The sequence below is a fragment of the Endozoicomonas sp. 2B-B genome (assembly GCF_053470045.1).
Genome location: NZ_JBLZMU010000002.1, coordinates 271,971 through 289,821 on the forward strand (window position 1 = coordinate 271,971; position 17,851 = coordinate 289,821).

Below are 17,851 nucleotides of genomic sequence, written 5' to 3' on the forward strand. Positions count from 1 at the left end.
AATTAACAGTACATAAAGACTCCTAACGGTCTACTATGGATGTTATTCCAACCACTGCCTGTTTTTACTATGCGAGTTGCCACAGAGATAATACTTGATGCTTCTGAAGAAATACGACTCAGAAAGATTACTTCATCAAATACTTGCCCTCTTCGCTTGGCCCGCCGTGCCCAGATTGTTCTTCTCTCTGCAGAAGGAAAAAGCAATCTTGAGATTGCGCAAATACTGAAGATCGGTCGTCATCAGGTCAGCCGCTGGCGTGACCGATATGCTCAGGAAGGCTTCTCCGGGATTGAACAGGATCGAGCTCGCAGTGGCCGTAAAAAGAAGATTGATGCTGCTGAGATTGTGAGTCTGACCACAAACACCCTTCCGGAAAATGCCACTCACTGGAGCACCCGAACTATGGCTGCTGTTAGCGGTATCAGTGAGAGAAGTGTTCGCCGGATATGGCATGCATATGGCCTCAAGCCTCACCTGGAAAAGACATTCAAGGTGTCCCGAGACCCGAAATTTGTGGAGAAGCTTGAAGATATTGTCGGACTCTATCTGTCTCCTCCTGAACATGCGTTGGTGCTGTGCTGTGATGAAAAAAGTCAGGTTCAGGCACTCGATCGAACACAGCCTGGCTTACCGTTGAAGAAAGGGCGTGCCGCAACAATGACTCATGATTATAAACGACATGGTACAACCACTCTCTTTGCAGCACTGAATGTACTTGATGGTGCTGTCATCGGTCAGTGCCAGCAGCGTCATACCCATGTGGAATGGTTGAAGTTTCTTAAACAGATAAATAGGGAAACGGCAAAAGACAAAGAGCTGCACCTGATTTGCGACAACTATGCGACTCACAAACACCCGAAGGTGCGAGAATGGCTGGAAAAACATCCTCGTTTTCATATGCACTTTACGCCAACGTCAGCATCATGGTTAAACATGGTTGAGAGATTTTTTCGGGATCTCACGAGTCAGCGTTTACGCCGTGGTGTGTTTGTCAGTGTGCCACAGCTAGTCAGTGCGATTGATGAATATATTGAAAAGCATAATCAAAATCCAAAGCCGTTTATCTGGACTGCTAAGGCAAATGATATCTTAGAAAAAGTCGTTCGGGCTAATCGCCGGTTAAGTTGCAAAAAGAACGACGCACTACACTAGATCACACCCAAGTGCAAACCTGCCCCGAGTGCCATATTACCCTGCCAAGTGCTCAAGCCCTGAGGGACCACAGGAGAAGAGATCACACCGTTGAGCAAACCTGCCCTGAGTGCCAGATGACCCTGCCAAGCGCTCAAGCCCTGAGGGACCACAGGAGAAGGGATCACACCGGTGAGCAAACCTGCCCTGAGTGCCAGAAGATCCTGCTAAACGCTCAAGCCCTGAGGGACCACAGGAGAAGAGATCACACCGGAGAGCTAATCTGCTGCCCTGATTGCCGGAAGATCCTACCAAACGCTCAAGCCCTGTCGCTCCACAAAAGAAGAAATCACAGGAGGTAACCAATGGTCGGAGAGGGTGGCCGGACGCGGTCATGCGAATATTTAACCGTTGCAACCTTTGCTTTTTGACAGAAATATGCACTTATTCTGTCGCTGGTCTACTTTGCGCGTACAGAAATAAAAAGTGTAGGGACGTAATGGTGAAAAAAACACTTCCTACGGTGCTTCTTTTGCTGCTCCCGTTGTCCGTCGTTTGCGGGGCCGAGGAGTTGGTAAGACCTTTTGTTGTCGAGCTTGCACAGGATCAGGTTACAGACCAGGTCTTTTCTATGAAGCCCAACCTGAATACGTTATTGGACAGCTCGTTAGACATTGACGACGCAAACAGCTACACAGACCCGAGTTTACTGGCTGATGCCACATCAGGTGAACTTAACGGTTACGGGTTAGCAACAACCTGTATTGAGACGATTTCCTGGCAGTTACTATACGCCACTCAACTGCTGGTTGCCTACGGACTGGCTCTGATCACCCATGAAGCCCCACCGGGCTCCAAACCTGACTCGCGGCTACCTGAAGAAGCACTCATCACCGTCGGCATGCTTTTAAAAAGCTATTGGAACCCTGAATCATCACTGTTCAACCCGGCAGATGAACCGGAGGCGGCATCTATTTCGACACAAGAGGATTATCCGTTTGCAATCACGACAATGGTACTTCCCGGAAAGAGTCAAAAAGAAAATGGCCAACAAAGCCAGGCGTCAGCATCCTCCGGTCAGAAGGCCTCAGGAAAAATCACCCGCCTTAGACGCTTTTTCGCCAAGCGCCTGTCTCGACGTCGCGACGGTAAAGAAGACCCTGAACAACCCCAACATACTTATGGTTTAGATTGTTACGTCGATTCCTGTAATGGCGTTTGTCGATTCCGGCCACCACCCTCTGGCGGAGAGATGGCGCAAGCCGTTGAGAATTGTCCCGTATGCCTGGACAAGCTTACTGATGTGATTGCAACTCCCTGTTGTTCGCAGAAAATTGACAAACACTGTTTACAAAAGGTAATTCTGAGCACTTCACAATGTTCCTGCCCACTTTGCAGAGGGAACCTGTCTTCATTAGCGCAATTACCGGATTTCAGATCATGCTCAGAGGTACAAGGGGACTACAACGAGCTCACGACTGTCAGCTCCTCACAAACGGACTCTTCCGTTAACACTACCCAGCATAATAGGCACAATTTGGGGCCTGCCTGTTTCGTCGATTCCTGTAATGGCGGCATTTGTCGACGCCTGCCACCATACCATCGTAGAAGGGTGGCTGAAGCAGAAGCTCGTCCCATTGCCCCAGCGTTCTTTTTCGTTGGCACTACGCAGCATAATTTGCATACTTTGGGTTCTAACTGTCCCGTCTATCCCTGTTATGGCATTTGTCGACTCCTGCCACCATACCGTTTTGAAACAGAAGGTCGGGCCAGTTCCTCACAGAGGGCCTCTTTCGCTGCCATAACAAGAACTTCCGGGCGACTAATCTGTCGTGTGACCAGAATCGACGAAGATGGCCAGCGGCAGGTATGCGGGCGGCTCTTCAGGAATGTCGTGGTCCTGGTGGCTCATAGAGAAGATCACGCTGGAGAGCGAACCTGCTCTGAGTGCGAGAAGCTAAGCAGGAGAGCTCTTTGGGATCACTTAAGAAAAGATCACAGCAGGTAACGAGTGGTGGGAGAGGGTGGCCAGCCGTGGGAACGGATTTTCAGACCAATTTGCTGCCGCCGCAGTAGGGCAGACTATTCTCGGTCAGCCTCCTGGACAGCTTTTCCTCAATCTTGTCCATCAACCTGTCACCAATGCTAATACCAAACTGGTCATCCAACTGTCGTATACAGGTGGGTGAAGTGACATTGATTTCGGTCAGATATTCTCCGATAACATCCAACCCCACGAACAGCAGACCCTTCTCTTTCAATACTGGCGCCACCTGCTCTGCGATCCAGTAATCTTTTTCGGTCAGCTTCTGGCCCACACCACTGCCGCCCGCGGCAAGGTTGCCACGCAGTTCACCTTCAGCCGGGATACGTGCCAGAGCGTAAGGTACCGGTTCACCGTCGATCAATAGAATGCGTTTGTCGCCTGCCTTGATCTCGGGAATGTATTTTTGGATCATGGCCTGTTGTTGCCCGTGTTGGGTCAGGGTTTCAACAATCACACTGAAGTTCTGATCATTCGGGTGAGTTCTGAAAATAGACGACCCTCCCATACCATCCAGCGGTTTGAGAACCACATCGCCGTGTTTTTCGGCAAAAGCTTTCAGGTGTCGTGCACTGCGGGCCACCATGACCGGGGGTGTACACTGGGGGAACAGAGTGGCAAACATTTTTTCGTTGCAGTCACGAATACTCTGGGGTTTGTTGACCACCAGTGTGCCAGCGGCCTCAGCCTGTTCAAGCAGATAGGTGCTGTAAATAAACTCCATGTCAAAAGGAGGATCTTTACGCATCAGAATCACGTTCAGAGTGCTCAGCGGCTGCTCTTCCCGATCTCCCAGAGAATAAAAGTCATGCGGATTGTAGCGGGCCTGCAAGGGACGCATACTGCCATAGGCGACACCCTCTGACTGATACAGGTCTTCCTGCTGCATATAGAACAGCTCCCAGCCTTTTTTTCGGGCTGCGACCAGCATCGCCAGAGTACTGTCCTTTTTGTATTCGATGGACTCAATAGGGTCCATCACGACGCCGAGTTTAATTGTCATTGCAAGTCCGGGGCGATCAAAAACCGCAGTGTATCCTTAATTGAGTCCTTCATCTATTTTGCAGATGCAGCCAGGGCCTCTCCCATCCTGATCTTCGATCCGGCTTCGAAGGATTCAAGCCAGTCAACCTGATCTTTGCCAAAGAGCACAATGGCAGTAGAGCCCATCTTGAATCGGCCCATTTCATCACCCCGTTTCAGGGAGACCTGTTCTGCCGAGTCTTCGCCGTACTCAAAGGTACGAACTTTTTTTCTGATGGGGGTCACCAGTCCGGCCCAGACGGTTTCAATACTGGCAACAATCATGGCACCGACCATGATAACAGCCATCGGTCCGCGCTCAGTATCAAAAATAGCCACGACACGTTCATTTCGGGCAAACAGGTTTGGAATGTTTTCAACAGTGCCCTGATTCACCGAAAACAAACGACCCGGAACGTGGATCATTTTTCGCAGAGTGCCACCGAAAGGTGAATGAACACGGTGGTAATCACGGGGAGAAAGGTAGATCGTGGCGAACTTTCCACCCATGAATTCCTGGCCCAGATCACTGTCTCCGCCCAGCAGTTCAATCAGGCTGTAGTCGTGCCCTTTGGCCTGGAAAATCCTGCCATTCTCGATGTCGCCGAGCTGGCTGACTTCGCCGTCAGCAGGGCTGACGATCAGGCTTTCGTCTTCAGGCAGGGGTCGCACCCCTGATTTCAGGGAACGGGTGAAGAAATCGTTAAAGTGAAGATACTCTTCGGGGGTTTCGCGATCAGCCTCGCTCATATCAACATCATATTGTTTGATGATGCGGCGGATCAGCGCATTCTTGAACCTGGGGCAGGTGCTCTCAACAAAGCAATATACCGCCCGTGAAATAAGGTGGTGCGGCAGAAAATATTGGATAAAGGCAAAAAATTGTTCTTTCACAGTCAGGACTCATCCTGTTTTTAAGAGTATTGGATTGTAATGGTGAGAGCAGGGGCTCACAAGTAGACGCTGAGTAGACAGAAACGGCACTGCTTAAGATTAAACAGTGCCATTATTCCTCAGGTTTCGACGGGGGTATCGGGCAGATTGCCCCACTCTGACCAGGAGCCGTCGTAAGCTTTGATAGAGAGACCCAGAGACTTGCCCACCAGATAGGTAAAGCCCGAGCGATGATGGCTCTGACAATGGGTAATGACGTTTTTGTCCCGGGTAATGCCCAGCTGTTCAAGAATATCGGCGATGTCGTTGCGAATTCTGAGGTTACGGTCATGATCCATGGCCAGTGTCCATTCAAGGTTTACGGCACCCGGAATGTGCCCCCCTTTTTGTGAGAAGCGTTTTTCACCGCGATATTCATCAACTGATCGGGCATCCCAGATCACAGTGTTTGAGTCTTCCAGTGAATTCATGATGAGCTCTTTGTTGGCAATCACAGAGTCATCAATCTTCAGATCAACTTGTGTCGGTTCAGGGCGGTTAATGGTGCTTTCGGTGGGATGACCTTCTTTCAGCCAGACGTGTGCACCACCGTTCAGGTAGCTGTATTTCTTGTGTCCGATCACATCCAGCGTCCAGATGAAACGGCCTGCCCAACCACCGCCTTCGTCATCATAAACAACAATGTGTTTGTTTTTGCTGTAGCCAATGTTGGAGAGCATCTGGTTCAGCTGTTCAACGGCAGGAAGTTTGCCCGCTGCCGGTTTTACACCGGAAACCATGTTCTGTGGAGAAATGCTCAGGGCACCGGGAATGTGGGAGTGGCTGTATAGTTGCGGGTTGCAAAGGTCTACTATCAGCAGGTCTTCGTGCCCCAGCAGAGGTTCCAGCTGATCAGCTTCAAGGATCAGTGGCAGATCGTCTATTGAGTTCATTGTACTTCTTCATTCATGGCTGATGAGAAAAAGGCGATAGCCTATGCTAACACGGACCCGTCAGAGGTCCAGAGAGTCGACAATCTGTTTATAGCTGAACATTCGTTCTTCCAGAATTTCGCCATCTTCCAGAGCCTGCTTCAAGGCACAACCCGGTTCCTTCTCATGTTGACAGTCTCGGAATCGGCAATGACCAAGGTAGGGTCTGAATTCCCTGAAACCTTCAAGAACCGACTGGGCATCAATATGCCAGAGGCCAAATTCCCGAATGCCGGGTGAGTCAATCAACATGCCACCTGCGGGGAAATGGAAGAGCTTTGCGGCAGTGGTGGTATGCATGCCTTTGCCGGTGGCTTCGGAAAGGTCACCGACACGGATATCAACACCGGGTAAGAGTGCATTAACCAGGGAGGACTTTCCCACACCACTCTGTCCAACAAAGACACTGACATGCTCATCCAGCAGAGCCTTGAGAGGCACCAGTCCATCTTCTGAGCGGGTAGAAGCCCGCAGGACCTGATAACCAATGTCTTCATAAACCGCCAGCATATCGTCCATCAGTTCCATGCCTTCTTCATCCAGCAGGTCGATTTTGTTCAGCAAAAGAACCGGTTCAATGCCAACCGTCTCGGCAGCAACCAGATAGCGGTCAATCAGATTGGTATGAGGAATGGGCACAGGCGCTATGACCAGCACGATATAGTCAATATTGGCGGCAACGGGTTTGATTCGACCATGGTTGTCAGGCCGGGTGAGCAGGCTGGTGCGACCTTCGAGGGCGACCACCACCCCGGTTTCGTCTTTCAGGGACGGACGCCACACCACCTGGTCTCCGGTGACCAGGGGTGGGAGGTTGGTCCGCAGGTGGCATCGACGAACAGCACCGGTTTGGCCCCATGGCTCGATATCCAGGGTTGCACCATAGTGGGCGATGATCAGACCTTGTTGTTCAGGTCCCAGGTTATCATCCTGTATTTTTTGCTCAATAAGCTCTTCCCGCTTCCTGGCGCGGGCAATGCGTTCCTGCTGGACTTTCTCTATGCGCCATTTCTGTTTGCGCGTTAGTTTGCGCTTACTCATGGTTTACTCAAGGTTTTACCTGGTCTGCTGGATAGATTCTGGCTTTTCATGGCAATGGCCAGAAATAGCCTTTGTCTCGCTGATGCCCACATCTTTAAGTGGATAGACAGAAGGTGCCAATCGATACTGAGCTACGGAGCGGTCAGAAGGAAGCGAGTGTAGGTTTCACGGAGAGATTATGATCGGTTAGACTAAATAAGTCAGCCATGGCTTTCTTCATTTGCCGATATTTTTTGTGAAAATGTTACAGAATCGGTTTCAGGGCTATTTCAAACCTTTGAATTCAAGCCGTATTCATTGTTGGGCTGGCACATCTTTCTAAAGGAAATCGGGTGCTTGATGGCTAAAGCAGATAATCTTGTCTGGATCGACCTGGAAATGACGGGACTTGATCCCGAACACGACCAAATTCTGGAAATTGCGACCATTGTTACAGATGATCAGCTGAATTTTATTGCTGAAGGCCCCGTGATAGCGGTGCATCAAAGTGATGCAGTCCTTGCGAATATGAATGAGTGGTGTATCAAAACCCACGGTGAAACGGGGTTGACCCAAAGAGTCCGTGAAAGCCAGATCAGTCTGACTGAGGCCGAGCAAATGACTCTGGCCTTTCTCAGACAGTACTCCAAGGTCGGTGCATCACCCATGTGCGGGAACAGCATTGGTCAGGATCGCCGCTTTCTGAACTGCTACATGAAAGAGCTTCATGAGTTTTTCCATTACCGTAATATTGATGTCAGTACGTTAAAAGAGCTGGCAAGAAGGTGGCAGCCTGAGCTGCTTGATCAATTTAGCAAAAAAGGCACTCATCTGGCGCTGGAAGATATTCGTGAATCCATAGAAGAACTCCGTTTCTACCGCCAACACTTTATTCAATCCTGATCAGTTAATCAGAACAGTGGCTCTTAACAGTGGCTCTCAAAAAGAGCGGCTGTTCTTTTTCGTTATTGCAGCAAAGACCTGATAGCTTCAGTCAGACATATTGGTTAAACTGCCCACCTCGCCAAGTCTTCAGCCCGGTTCTGCTGAATGACGCCAACCGGGAATGTTTCATGAGTTTTGACTCGCTGGGGTTATCAGCTCCCATCCTCCAAGCTGTCACAGAGCAAGGTTATGATGCCCCTTCGCCTATTCAGTCTCAGGCTATCCCTGCCGTACTTGAAGGCCATGACGTCATGGCAGCGGCCCAGACAGGTACCGGTAAAACGGCAGGCTTTACGTTGCCCATACTGGAGAAGCTGGCAAAAGGACCTCGTGTCCAGGCCAATCAGGTGCGGGCGTTAATTCTGACGCCGACCCGTGAGCTGGCCGCTCAGGTAGCTGAAAGTGTGGAAACCTATAGTCGCCACCTTCCTCTTCGCTCAACCGTGGTATTTGGGGGCGTCAAGATCAATCCCCAGATGATGAAATTGAGAAGAGGCGTGGATGTGTTGGTGGCAACGCCAGGCAGGCTACTGGACCTGTTCAACCAGAATGCTGTGAAGTTCAAACAGCTGGAGGTGCTGGTGTTGGACGAAGCCGACCGTATGCTGGACATGGGCTTTATTCGTGATATTCGCAAGATTCTGGCAATCCTTCCCAAAAGCAGGCAGAGCTTACTGTTTTCAGCGACTTTCTCCGATGAGATTCGAAATCTGGCAAAAGGTCTGGTGCGTTCGCCGGTAGAGATTTCGGTCACACCGGGAAATGCCGCCGCTAAAACCGTAGACCAGTGTGTTTACCCTGTGGACAAAAACAAGAAAGCCGCACTGCTGACTCAGTTGATCACAGAGAATGACTGGCGTCAGGTGCTGGTATTTACCCGAACAAAACACGGTGCCAACCGGCTGACACGGCATCTTGAGGGCAAGGGGGTCCAGGCCGCAGCTATTCACGGCAACAAAAGCCAGAATGTCCGGACAAAAGCACTGGCTGAGTTCAAAAGCGGTGAAATTCGGGTTCTGGTAGCCACTGATATTGCTGCACGTGGGCTGGATATTGATCAGTTGCCGCAGGTTGTTAACTTTGATCTTCCCAACGTTGCCGAAGACTATGTTCATCGGATCGGCAGAACAGGCAGGGCCGGTGCGACCGGACAGGCAGTTTCTCTGGTGTGTGCTGACGAATTCAAACAACTGGTGGCAATTGAGAGGTTAACCCGTCAGCTGATTGATCGACAGGAAATTCCGGGGTTCAAGCCTGTGAATGCACTGCCAGAATCCAGACTGGATACCCGCCCTCCCAGGCGCAAGAAACCCAAAAAGCCAAAGAAACCCAGAGTAGAGCATCAGGATGGGCAGCGCTCAGGGGAGGTTTCCAGGGGCCATAAACCCAATACATCTGTCAGACGTAAGCAAAGGGACACCAAAGAGGCACCCGGAAAGCCAAGGTGAAGAACACCAGGTTCCAGGGCCGTTTAAATCTTTGGTGAATCCCTTCAAACAGGTGACTGGGAAATATGCTGGTGACGTATCAGCCACTGTCCGGAATGATTTTCCAGAAAAATAGTGACCCTGATATGAGCACCTTCGGAACCTTTCACGGGTAGCATCATGCAGAGACAGGCTGCTTCGCCATAGTGATAGACAACCGGTTCTGCTTTAAATTCTGCTGAGAAGGATTCTCCGGCATTAAAGTAGTCTGTCAACCGTTGTCTCAATGCTTCCCGTTCATTCAAATTGACATGCAGTCCGAAGCTGTGGGGCTCGTCGTCTGTGACAAACAGCGACATGATGCCACGGACGTCTTTAGTCTGAATGTAATGGTCGTATTGTTTGACAATATGAAGAAAGGGCGTGAGTGAATCACCCGATAACTTGACAGACATGATCAATAACCTCTGGAATCTGCGTCTCAGTAGCTCCTAAGGGTAGTCCATGCACAGATTTAATCTTGAGCATTTGGGTTGTGTTGTTTAAGTGCCCATTGCACATGTTCTTTTACCAGTTCCGAGGGGTAGTTCTGGCGCTGATGAAGTGCTGACATGACTTTATCCGTTGTGGGGGCGTTGCCTAAACCTACTGCCAGATTCCGTAACCAGCATTCAAAGCCCGCACGTCGGATCGGTGAGCCTGCGGTGCGCTCCAGAAATTCTTCTTCTGTCCACAGAAAAAGATCCGCCAGATCACTGTTATCCAGATGGTGACGAGGCTGAAAGTCAGTTTCCTGTGTGTGTCTGGCAAATCGATTCCAGGGGCAGGTAAGCTGACAGTCATCACAGCCAAAAATTCGGTTACCCATTTTGCTGCGAAGCTCTTCGGGTATGGGGCCACTGTTTTCAATAGTCAGATAGGAAATGCACTTTCTGGCATCCACTTTGTAGGGCTCGACAATCGCCTGGGTAGGGCAAACATTCATGCAGGCGGTGCAGCGGCCGCAATGGTTCTTCTCATAAGGTTCGTCCGTGGGCAGAGGTAAATTAGTAAAGAGTTCTCCCAGGAAAAAGAAAGAACCTGCCTTACGGTTGATAATCAGTGAGTGTTTGCCCATCCAGCCCAGACCCGCCTGCTGGGCGAGAGGTCTTTCCATCACGGGAGCACTGTCAACAAATGCCCTATAACCGTGGTTCGGGGCCACTGCTTCTATTTTCTTTCCGAGTTGGGTTAAGCGTTTGCGAATCAGCTTGTGGTAATCACGTCCCAGGGCATAACGGGAAACATAGGCTTTTTCCGGTTCATTAAGAATCTTGATGGTTTCGGTTTCTGCGGGCAGATAATCCATTCTGGCGGAGATAACCCGGATGACACCTTCATGAAGCTTTTCAGGATGGCACCTGAGCTCCTTGTGTCGCTCCATGTACGCCAGATCACCGTGGAGTCCCTGATCCAGCCACTGCTGAAACTGTTTTTTGTCCCGCTCCGGGATTCGGGCTTCTGTAATACCCACATGCTGGAAGCCTAAATGTCTGGCCCAAAGACGAATATCGTCAGCCAGCTTTTGATAATCAGGGCTTTCAGAAGAGTCGTTGGAGATAGACACGTTGATCAGTTGCTGCCGGGAAAAAATCTGAGATTATAGACGAGCATTCTAACACACCCCTTGTCGAGAATAATGGTAAACCCGCAAAAGCGTAATCCTGAGCTACTTCTTAGACGGAATCGAAGCTGTTTAGCTGTCGATATTAAGGTAATCTATCAAGGTAGGAGTGAGTGCTTATGTACGATAGCGATCGAGTTGGCATCTTTGACCGGCTTTATACTGCAGAACAAGTTCGCCGGCTTGATGATGTAGCAATCAATGATTTTCAGATCAATGGCTTTGAGCTGATGAACCGGGCTGCCCGTGCGGCTTTTCGCTCTCTGATGAACCATTGGCCAGACCTTCTTCTTGGCAATCGGCTTCAGGTCTTCTGCGGTGGCGGGAATAATGGTGGAGATGGTTATCTGGTGGCCATGCTGGCGGCTAAGCGGGGGATTTCGGTTTCAGTGAATTTCCTCTCTTCTCCGGAAAAACTGTCAGGAGATGCCCTGTCAGCCTATAAAGCCTGTATCGCAGAGGGTGTTGATGTTGATCCTTATACACCGGAGACGCCGCTGTCCGGTGACGTATTCGTCGATGCCCTGCTGGGAACGGGGCTGGGAAGAGACGTTGAGGGTCGCTATCGAGACGTTGTCATTCGCATCAATGAATCGGGTCGACCTGTTCTTGCTGTTGATATTCCATCCGGTCTTTGTGCTGACAAAGGCATCGCTATGGGCGTTGCCATAAGGGCAGATGTGACGGTGACATTCATAGGTATGAAGCTGGGGTTGCTTTCAGGCAGGGGAAAAGAGCTGTCCGGGCAGGTTGAGTTTGCTGATCTGGATGTGCCGGGGGAGGTGTATGAAGCCGTGCCGAATGAAGCTCTGAGATTGTCAGAAAACAGACTGAGTCGCTGGCTTCAGCCCAGAGCCAGAGATTTACATAAAGGCGACAATGGCCATGTTATGGTGGTGGCCGGGAATCATGGTATGCCCGGTGCTGCCATTATGTCGGCAGAAGCTGCATTATATTGTGGTGCCGGTCGGGTCACAGTGGCTACCCGTCAGGAACATCTTTTGGCTCTGGCATCCCGGCGTCCCGAGTTGATGGCCTCGGCCGTTTCGGGTGCAGAAGATCTTCGCGTGCTCCTGGAAGGGAAAAATCTGCTGGTTGTGGGACCCGGTCTGGGAAAAGATTCATGGGCCCGCGAACTCCTTGCTGAAGTGCTGAAAGTTGAGTGCCCTGTGGTAATTGATGCCGATGGTCTCAATATCATTTCGGAAGATCCGGCGTTGCTTAAACGTCGAAAGTACCCGATGATTCTCACACCCCATTCCGGCGAAGCGGCGAGACTGCTGGAAACTCAAACTTCAACCATTAATGGCGACCGGGTTAAAGCTGCAAAAGAACTCTTTAACCGTTTCGGTGCAGTGGTCGTGTTAAAGGGGGCCGGCACGCTTATATACGACGGAAAAATCCTGAATCTGTGCCCGGATGGTAATCCGGGTATGGCTGTGGCGGGTATGGGGGATGTACTCAGCGGTGTGATTGCCGCACTGGCAGCTCAGGGCTTAGAGACCCATAATGCAGCAGCTTTGGGGGTCTGGCTGCATGCGACAGCTGCAGACCATCTGGCGGGGCTGCAAGGCGAACGAGGGATGCTGGCACTGGAAACTCTCCCTCACATAAGAAGTCAGCTGAATAAAATTGCAAAACAGCCTTGAGCTATTGAGACAGCCTTGAGCTATGGACACAACAAATAATGAACGGGTGCCCATACCCGTTCCCGTAAAGATAATAGTGAGTGTATGGAAGGCAGGATTGAGCTGCTGATTGATAATGAGCAGGAAATGGTTCAGCTTGGCAACAAGCTGGCTGAAGTAAGCAGTGGTCATGCCGTCATTTATCTGGTTGGAAACCTGGGAGCCGGAAAAACCACTTTATGCCGGGGTATTCTGCATAGCCTTGGTCATCAGGGGGCGGTGAAAAGCCCGACTTATACCCTGGTGGAGCCCTACTCAGTTGACGGTCAGCAGGTCTATCATTTTGACCTTTATCGACTGGCTGATCCTGAAGAGCTTGAGTTCATCGGGGGGCGGGATTATTTTGAAGAAGACTGTCTGTGTCTGATCGAGTGGCCCTGCAAAGGTGAGGGAGCTCTGCCGGATGCCGATCTGGAAGTACAACTGGATTACAACCTGCCCGGACGCAAGGCTCTCATCAAAGCGGGAACCGAACGTGGGCTGGGTATGTTGAGAAAACTGCAGGGACGGCAGGAGGGAGAATGTCGTCGAGGATAAGGAAGTTCTTTTTTGCTGCTCTGTTGCTATTGCCTCTGCCATTGTTTGCAGCCCAGGTTGACGATGTCCGTGTCTGGCGATCGCCTGATAAGACCCGTCTGGTATTTGATGTCTCCAGTGAAGTCGCTCACTCGCAATTTTTTCTGGACAACCCCCGAAGACTGGTGGTGGATATTCGTGGCACCCGGAAGCCCAAAAGTTCAGTCAATCCCCGTCTCGGCTCGACTCCTATCAGCAAGATTCGTTATGGGGTTCGAAACAAGAAAGATTTGCGGATTGTTCTGGATCTGAGAAATAAGGTCACCAGTAAAAGCTTCCTGCTTAAACCCAATGCCACATACGGCTATCGTCTGGTGGTAGATCTCTTTGATGATCGGACAAAAGCAGCAGATCCGGTAAAAGAGCCCATTAAAACATCTTCCAAAAGAGATATTGTTGTGGCGATTGATGCCGGCCACGGTGGCGAAGATCCGGGGGCACTGGCCTATGGAGGGGGGCATGAAAAGGTCGTCACGCTGAACATTTCCAAAGACCTCGCCGCTCTGTTGAACAAAGAGCCCGGCTTCAAACCTGTTCTGGTAAGAACCGGAGACTACTATATCCCCCTGCGTGAACGTGCCGCTATTGCTCGTAAAGCAGGAGCCGATCTGTTTATTTCCATCCATGCTGACGCTTTTACAGATCCTCGTGCGAATGGTGCCTCGGTGTATGCCCTGTCCAGGGGGGGAGCAACATCAGAGACTGCCCGCTGGCTGGCTCACAGAGCAAACTCGTCAGATCTGATTGGTGGTGAAGGGGGCATATCCCTGAGTGACAAAGACGATATTCTGGCGGGTGTTTTGTTGGATTTGTCCATGACCTCAACACTGTCTTCGAGTCTGGAAGTCGGTGACAAGGTGCTGAAGAATATCGGTACGATCAACAGGCTGCATAAAGAACAGGTGGAGCAAGCTGCTTTTGCTGTTCTGAAGTCTCCCGACATTCCCTCTATTCTGGTGGAAACAGGCTTTATCTCCAATCCCAAAGAAGGGCGTAAACTGAAAACCCGAAGCCATCAACGTGCTATGGCCCGACAGATATTCAAAGGCGTGAAAGGCTACTTTGTGAAGAAGCCTCCGCCCGGTACGCTGATCTCCGGGCTCAAGGCTGAGGGTAAAATAGATACTCGTCCAGACCAGTATGTGATCCAGGCCGGTGATACCCTGTCAGAGATAGCCAATCGCTTTGATATCAGTCTGAGCTCATTGAAAACAGCCAATAATATCAGTCGATCAGATCGGATCAGAACCGGGCAGATGTTGGTGATTCCCAACTGAAAGACGCCTGAAGATACCGTCAGTAATGCTGACAGGCTGGTCAGTCTCTTCCCGGATTTTTTCCTGTAAAGTGCCATTGTATGGAAAATTCAGGGAGGATTCGGCTATGCATCTGAGGGCTTCAGTTAACTTATTACCCACCCATCTGAATCAGGCATCAACCGATGAGCTGTCGGCTTATGGTTCTCAGGACAACCTTCTCAATGAGAATAACCGGGTCAACCGGTCCGGGCATCGGATTTTCAGCGATACCTTCACCAGGCTCGATAGTCGGTCCATTGCACAGTTTGAGAGTCTGACACTTTCTTCCCCTGATCCTGAAAAGCCTGATGCCGATCTGTCAGATTTACTGGAATCCTATGAGGTGATTTCAGAGTACCCTGAGGTAGATTCAGCCCTCAGGATCATGTCTGGACTGGCTGCCACTTCTACACCCCGGCCTGTTTCTGTCAGGTCTGAACAGCTCTTGGCTTTAAGGCCGCGCTTATTGGTGCCTGAGCAGATCTGGAAGCAGAAAGAAATACAAAAGCAACCTGAAGCTCAGAAACAAGAGGGCACTTTGGCAGAAGAGACTGAAACCCCGGCAGAACAGACGATAGAACAAAAAGAGCCGAAAGAAACTCCGGTGATTGATGCGCTGACCGGCCTGCCCGCAGAAGAGCTTGAAAATAAAGTCTGGGAGTTTCTGGTCAAAGTTGTCGGTATTGCCTCCCCCGCAGGCAAAACCATTAAGGGGGCCGCAACCCTTGTCGTCTCAAAGGAGAAAATAGAGAAGTTTCAGACAGGGCTTAAGAATATCCTGAAAGGTCAGGTTCATTATGAAGTCAGTGAAAACATAGGACGTCGTATGCTTCAGCTGTCAAAGGTTTGTGGTTCTACCAGTCCATCACTGCCAGTACTGACTCTGTTGGGGTACACCATTCCGGGCTATCGGATTGTACCGGCCATGTTGACACTCTGGCGACTCAAGGATTTCAGGGATGAGATGGCTGCGCTCTACTACGACCAGAATGCCATGCCTGCGTTGACGGACTTTACCTTGAGCTGGATGCCAGCTTTATTATCCAGTCTCTTCTAACGACTTGGCAAAAGTCGATAGAGGCTGATAGTCTTTCTGGCAATAAAACCGGACTGACTGACCTGCCTTTTATGAAACCTATTCGTTTACTCGATACCCGACTCGCTAACCAGATTGCTGCCGGTGAGGTGGTTGAACGTCCCGCATCGGTTGTTAAAGAACTGTTGGAAAACAGTCTTGATGCCGGTGCCAAACGAGTGAATGTCGAGGTAGAAAATGGTGGTGTCAAATTGATCCGTATTCGTGATGACGGACATGGCATTGCCAAAGATGATCTGGCACTGGCTCTGTCGCGACACGCCACCAGCAAGATTTCTGAACTGGAAGATCTGGAAGGTGTCGGGACTCTGGGCTTTCGTGGTGAAGCCCTTGCTTCGGTCAGCTCGGTTTCACGCTTAACATTAACGTCACATGTTGATGGTCAGGAGTCTGGCTGGCAGGTTCGTACCGAAGGGCGTGACATGGAGGCTATTGTTAATCCGGCACCCCACCCCGTGGGTACAACGATTGAAGTCAAGGATCTGTTTTTTAATACCCCTGCAAGGCGTAAATTCCTGCGGACGGAAAAAACCGAGTTTTCCCATCTTGAAGAAGTCGTGAAGCGTCTGGCACTGTCCCGGTTTGATGTTGGGTTTGGTCTCAGACATAACCAGCGCAGTATTCATCAGCTAAGACCCTGTAACACTCAGGCTGAGAAAGATCGCCGGGTGGCTTCCCTTTGTGGTCCGAAGTTTATTGAAAACTCGGTGATTGTTGATGTTAATGTTTCCGGGCTCAAGCTTTGGGGCTGGGTAGGATTGCCAACGTTTTCCCGTTCCAGTGCTGATCTTCAATACTTCTTCGTCAATGGCCGCGTGATCAGGGATAAACTGGTCGCACACGCTGTTCGTCAGGCCTATCGCGATGTTCTCTATGGCGGCAGGCATCCAACCTTTGTCTTGTATCTTGAGCTTGATCCGGCGCTGGTGGATGTCAACGTTCACCCCACCAAGCATGAGGTTCGATTCAGGGATGGTCGAACCGTCCATAATTTTCTGTTCAGTACCCTGCATCGTGCTCTGGGAGAGGTGTCTCCAGAAGATCAGTTGCCACCAGCCGCTCTCTCTTCACAACCCCAGGCCCGGGCTTCAGGTGTTGAAGGTGGCGAGTTCAAAAGTCAGGAAAGTATGCCGCTGTCGCCAGCTCCAGCAACCGCTTCCCATTCTTATGGTGCGTCTTCCGGGCAGCCATCAGCATCGGCAGGTGCAAGACAGGCAAGAGAAACACCTCAGCCAGATCAGATTCAGAAGCAGATTCAGGTCTACAGTGAACTCTATGCTTCTGGTGCCACTGAGCGAAGCTCTGTCCAGGAAAGTCAGCCACTGGCCGTCAATGATGCGCCAGCTGCTCAGCCTGCATCTGTTAATCTGCCAGAGCAGACAGCAGATATACCCCCCTTGGGTTTTGCCATAGCGCAGTTGAAAGGTATTTATATTCTCTCTGAGAACGAGCAGGGGATGATTCTGGTGGACATGCACGCTGCTCACGAGCGCATTACTTACGAGCGGATGAAAGTTTCCTGGCATGCCGATGGTATTAAAGCCCAGCCCCTGCTGGTGCCAAAATCAATAGCTGTCAGCGATCGTGAGGCGACCTGTGCAGAAGAGAATTATGAGTACTTCAAAAAGCTTGGATTAACACTTGAGCGAATGGGGCCGGAAACGCTACTGGTTCGACAAGTGCCGGTCATGCTTCACAATGCTGATGTTGAAAAGCTGGTTCGTGATGTTTTGTCAGATCTGATGCAGCACGGTGACAGTGATCGTGTGGAAAGTCAGATGAATGAAGTGCTGGCCACCATGGCCTGCCATGGTTCGGTAAGAGCTAACCGTCGTCTTTCCATCGAAGAAATGAACGCTCTGCTCAGGGATATGGAGCAGACGGAACGCAGTGGACAGTGTAATCACGGAAGACCTACCTGGACGTTATTGACACTGGATCAGTTGGACAAACTGTTTTTACGAGGGCGTTAGGAGCCGATACTCACACAGCCGTCATTCCCGAATAAGAGCGTGTCGCAAAACGCTAACAATTCGTTCCCACGCTGGGACCCACAGGGCCTGAAAGCATGG

The 17,851-nt window shown here is 50.6% G+C and carries 16 protein-coding genes; 10 read left to right on the top strand and 6 right to left on the bottom strand.

Annotated features, from left to right (window positions below; translation table 11 throughout):
• The first annotated feature begins 69 nt into the window (after positions 1-69).
• The 3 genes from ACOMHB_RS25460 to ACOMHB_RS25470 all read left to right on the top strand — a co-directional run bounded on the left by ACOMHB_RS25460 (position 70) and on the right by ACOMHB_RS25470 (position 3,142).
• Entirely contained in the window at positions 70-1,155 is a 1,086-nt protein-coding gene (locus tag ACOMHB_RS25460; RefSeq protein WP_448218589.1) for an IS630 family transposase, read from the top strand.
• Positions 1,128-1,496: a C2H2-type zinc finger protein gene (locus tag ACOMHB_RS25465; RefSeq protein ID WP_448218856.1), complete on the top strand. Its 369-nt coding sequence runs from the start codon at positions 1,128-1,130 to the stop codon at positions 1,494-1,496. Before ACOMHB_RS25460 ends, ACOMHB_RS25465 begins: the two co-directional genes overlap by 28 nt.
• Before the next feature lie 137 nt (positions 1,497-1,633).
• Positions 1,634-3,142, top strand: coding sequence for an RING finger protein (locus ACOMHB_RS25470; RefSeq protein WP_448218857.1), 1,509 nt, complete (start codon positions 1,634-1,636; stop codon positions 3,140-3,142).
• 40 nt (positions 3,143-3,182) lie between these two features.
• Here ACOMHB_RS25470 and gshB read toward each other — a convergent pair whose 3' ends face one another.
• From gshB to rsgA, 4 genes are all read right to left on the bottom strand, one after another.
• On the bottom strand, positions 3,183-4,181 hold the full coding sequence (gene gshB, locus ACOMHB_RS25475) for a glutathione synthase (RefSeq protein WP_448218858.1): 999 nt from the start codon (positions 4,179-4,181) through the stop codon (positions 3,183-3,185).
• A gap of 53 nt (positions 4,182-4,234) precedes the next feature.
• A complete protein-coding gene (gene asd / locus ACOMHB_RS25480; RefSeq protein WP_448218859.1) occupies positions 4,235-5,095 on the bottom strand; it encodes an archaetidylserine decarboxylase in 861 nt (286 codons plus the stop codon).
• Positions 5,096-5,214: 119 nt separating this feature from the next.
• On the bottom strand, positions 5,215-6,027 hold the full coding sequence (locus ACOMHB_RS25485) for a sulfurtransferase (RefSeq protein WP_448218860.1): 813 nt from the start codon (positions 6,025-6,027) through the stop codon (positions 5,215-5,217).
• Positions 6,028-6,087: 60 nt separating this feature from the next.
• Positions 6,088-7,107, bottom strand: coding sequence for a small ribosomal subunit biogenesis GTPase RsgA (rsgA, locus tag ACOMHB_RS25490; RefSeq protein WP_448218861.1), 1,020 nt, complete (start codon positions 7,105-7,107; stop codon positions 6,088-6,090).
• 339 nt (positions 7,108-7,446) lie between these two features.
• On the opposite strand from rsgA, the gene orn reads away from it, so the two are divergent.
• A complete protein-coding gene (orn, locus tag ACOMHB_RS25495) occupies positions 7,447-7,989 on the top strand; it encodes an oligoribonuclease (protein ID WP_422135713.1) in 543 nt (180 codons plus the stop codon).
• Positions 7,990-8,159: 170 nt separating this feature from the next.
• On the top strand, positions 8,160-9,479 hold the full coding sequence (locus ACOMHB_RS25500) for a DEAD/DEAH box helicase (RefSeq protein WP_422135712.1): 1,320 nt from the start codon (positions 8,160-8,162) through the stop codon (positions 9,477-9,479).
• 44 nt (positions 9,480-9,523) lie between these two features.
• On the opposite strand, the gene ACOMHB_RS25505 is transcribed toward ACOMHB_RS25500, so the two are convergent.
• Both ACOMHB_RS25505 and queG read right to left on the bottom strand, forming a co-directional pair.
• Entirely contained in the window at positions 9,524-9,913 is a 390-nt protein-coding gene (locus ACOMHB_RS25505) for a nuclear transport factor 2 family protein (protein WP_422472844.1), read from the bottom strand.
• 59 nt (positions 9,914-9,972) lie between these two features.
• The gene (gene queG / locus ACOMHB_RS25510; RefSeq protein ID WP_448218862.1) at positions 9,973-11,064 is read right to left on the bottom strand and encodes a tRNA epoxyqueuosine(34) reductase QueG; all 1,092 of its coding nucleotides are present in this window, start codon (positions 11,062-11,064) and stop codon (positions 9,973-9,975) included.
• A gap of 176 nt (positions 11,065-11,240) precedes the next feature.
• On the opposite strand from queG, the gene ACOMHB_RS25515 reads away from it, so the two are divergent.
• The 5 genes from ACOMHB_RS25515 to mutL all read left to right on the top strand — a co-directional run bounded on the left by ACOMHB_RS25515 (position 11,241) and on the right by mutL (position 17,752).
• On the top strand, positions 11,241-12,770 hold the full coding sequence (locus tag ACOMHB_RS25515) for an NAD(P)H-hydrate dehydratase (RefSeq protein ID WP_448218863.1): 1,530 nt from the start codon (positions 11,241-11,243) through the stop codon (positions 12,768-12,770).
• An 84-nt stretch (positions 12,771-12,854) separates the two neighbouring features.
• Positions 12,855-13,346, top strand: coding sequence for a tRNA (adenosine(37)-N6)-threonylcarbamoyltransferase complex ATPase subunit type 1 TsaE (gene tsaE / locus ACOMHB_RS25520; protein ID WP_422135708.1), 492 nt, complete (start codon positions 12,855-12,857; stop codon positions 13,344-13,346).
• Complete coding sequence (locus ACOMHB_RS25525; RefSeq protein WP_448218864.1) at positions 13,331-14,662, top strand: N-acetylmuramoyl-L-alanine amidase; 1,332 nt, start codon at positions 13,331-13,333, stop codon at positions 14,660-14,662. The genes tsaE and ACOMHB_RS25525 overlap by 16 nt, the downstream gene beginning before the upstream one ends.
• A gap of 106 nt (positions 14,663-14,768) precedes the next feature.
• Positions 14,769-15,740, top strand: coding sequence for a hypothetical protein (locus ACOMHB_RS25530; RefSeq protein WP_448218865.1), 972 nt, complete (start codon positions 14,769-14,771; stop codon positions 15,738-15,740).
• A gap of 71 nt (positions 15,741-15,811) precedes the next feature.
• The gene (gene mutL, locus ACOMHB_RS25535) at positions 15,812-17,752 is read left to right on the top strand and encodes a DNA mismatch repair endonuclease MutL (RefSeq protein WP_422135705.1); all 1,941 of its coding nucleotides are present in this window, start codon (positions 15,812-15,814) and stop codon (positions 17,750-17,752) included.
• Positions 17,753-17,851 lie beyond the last annotated feature (99 nt).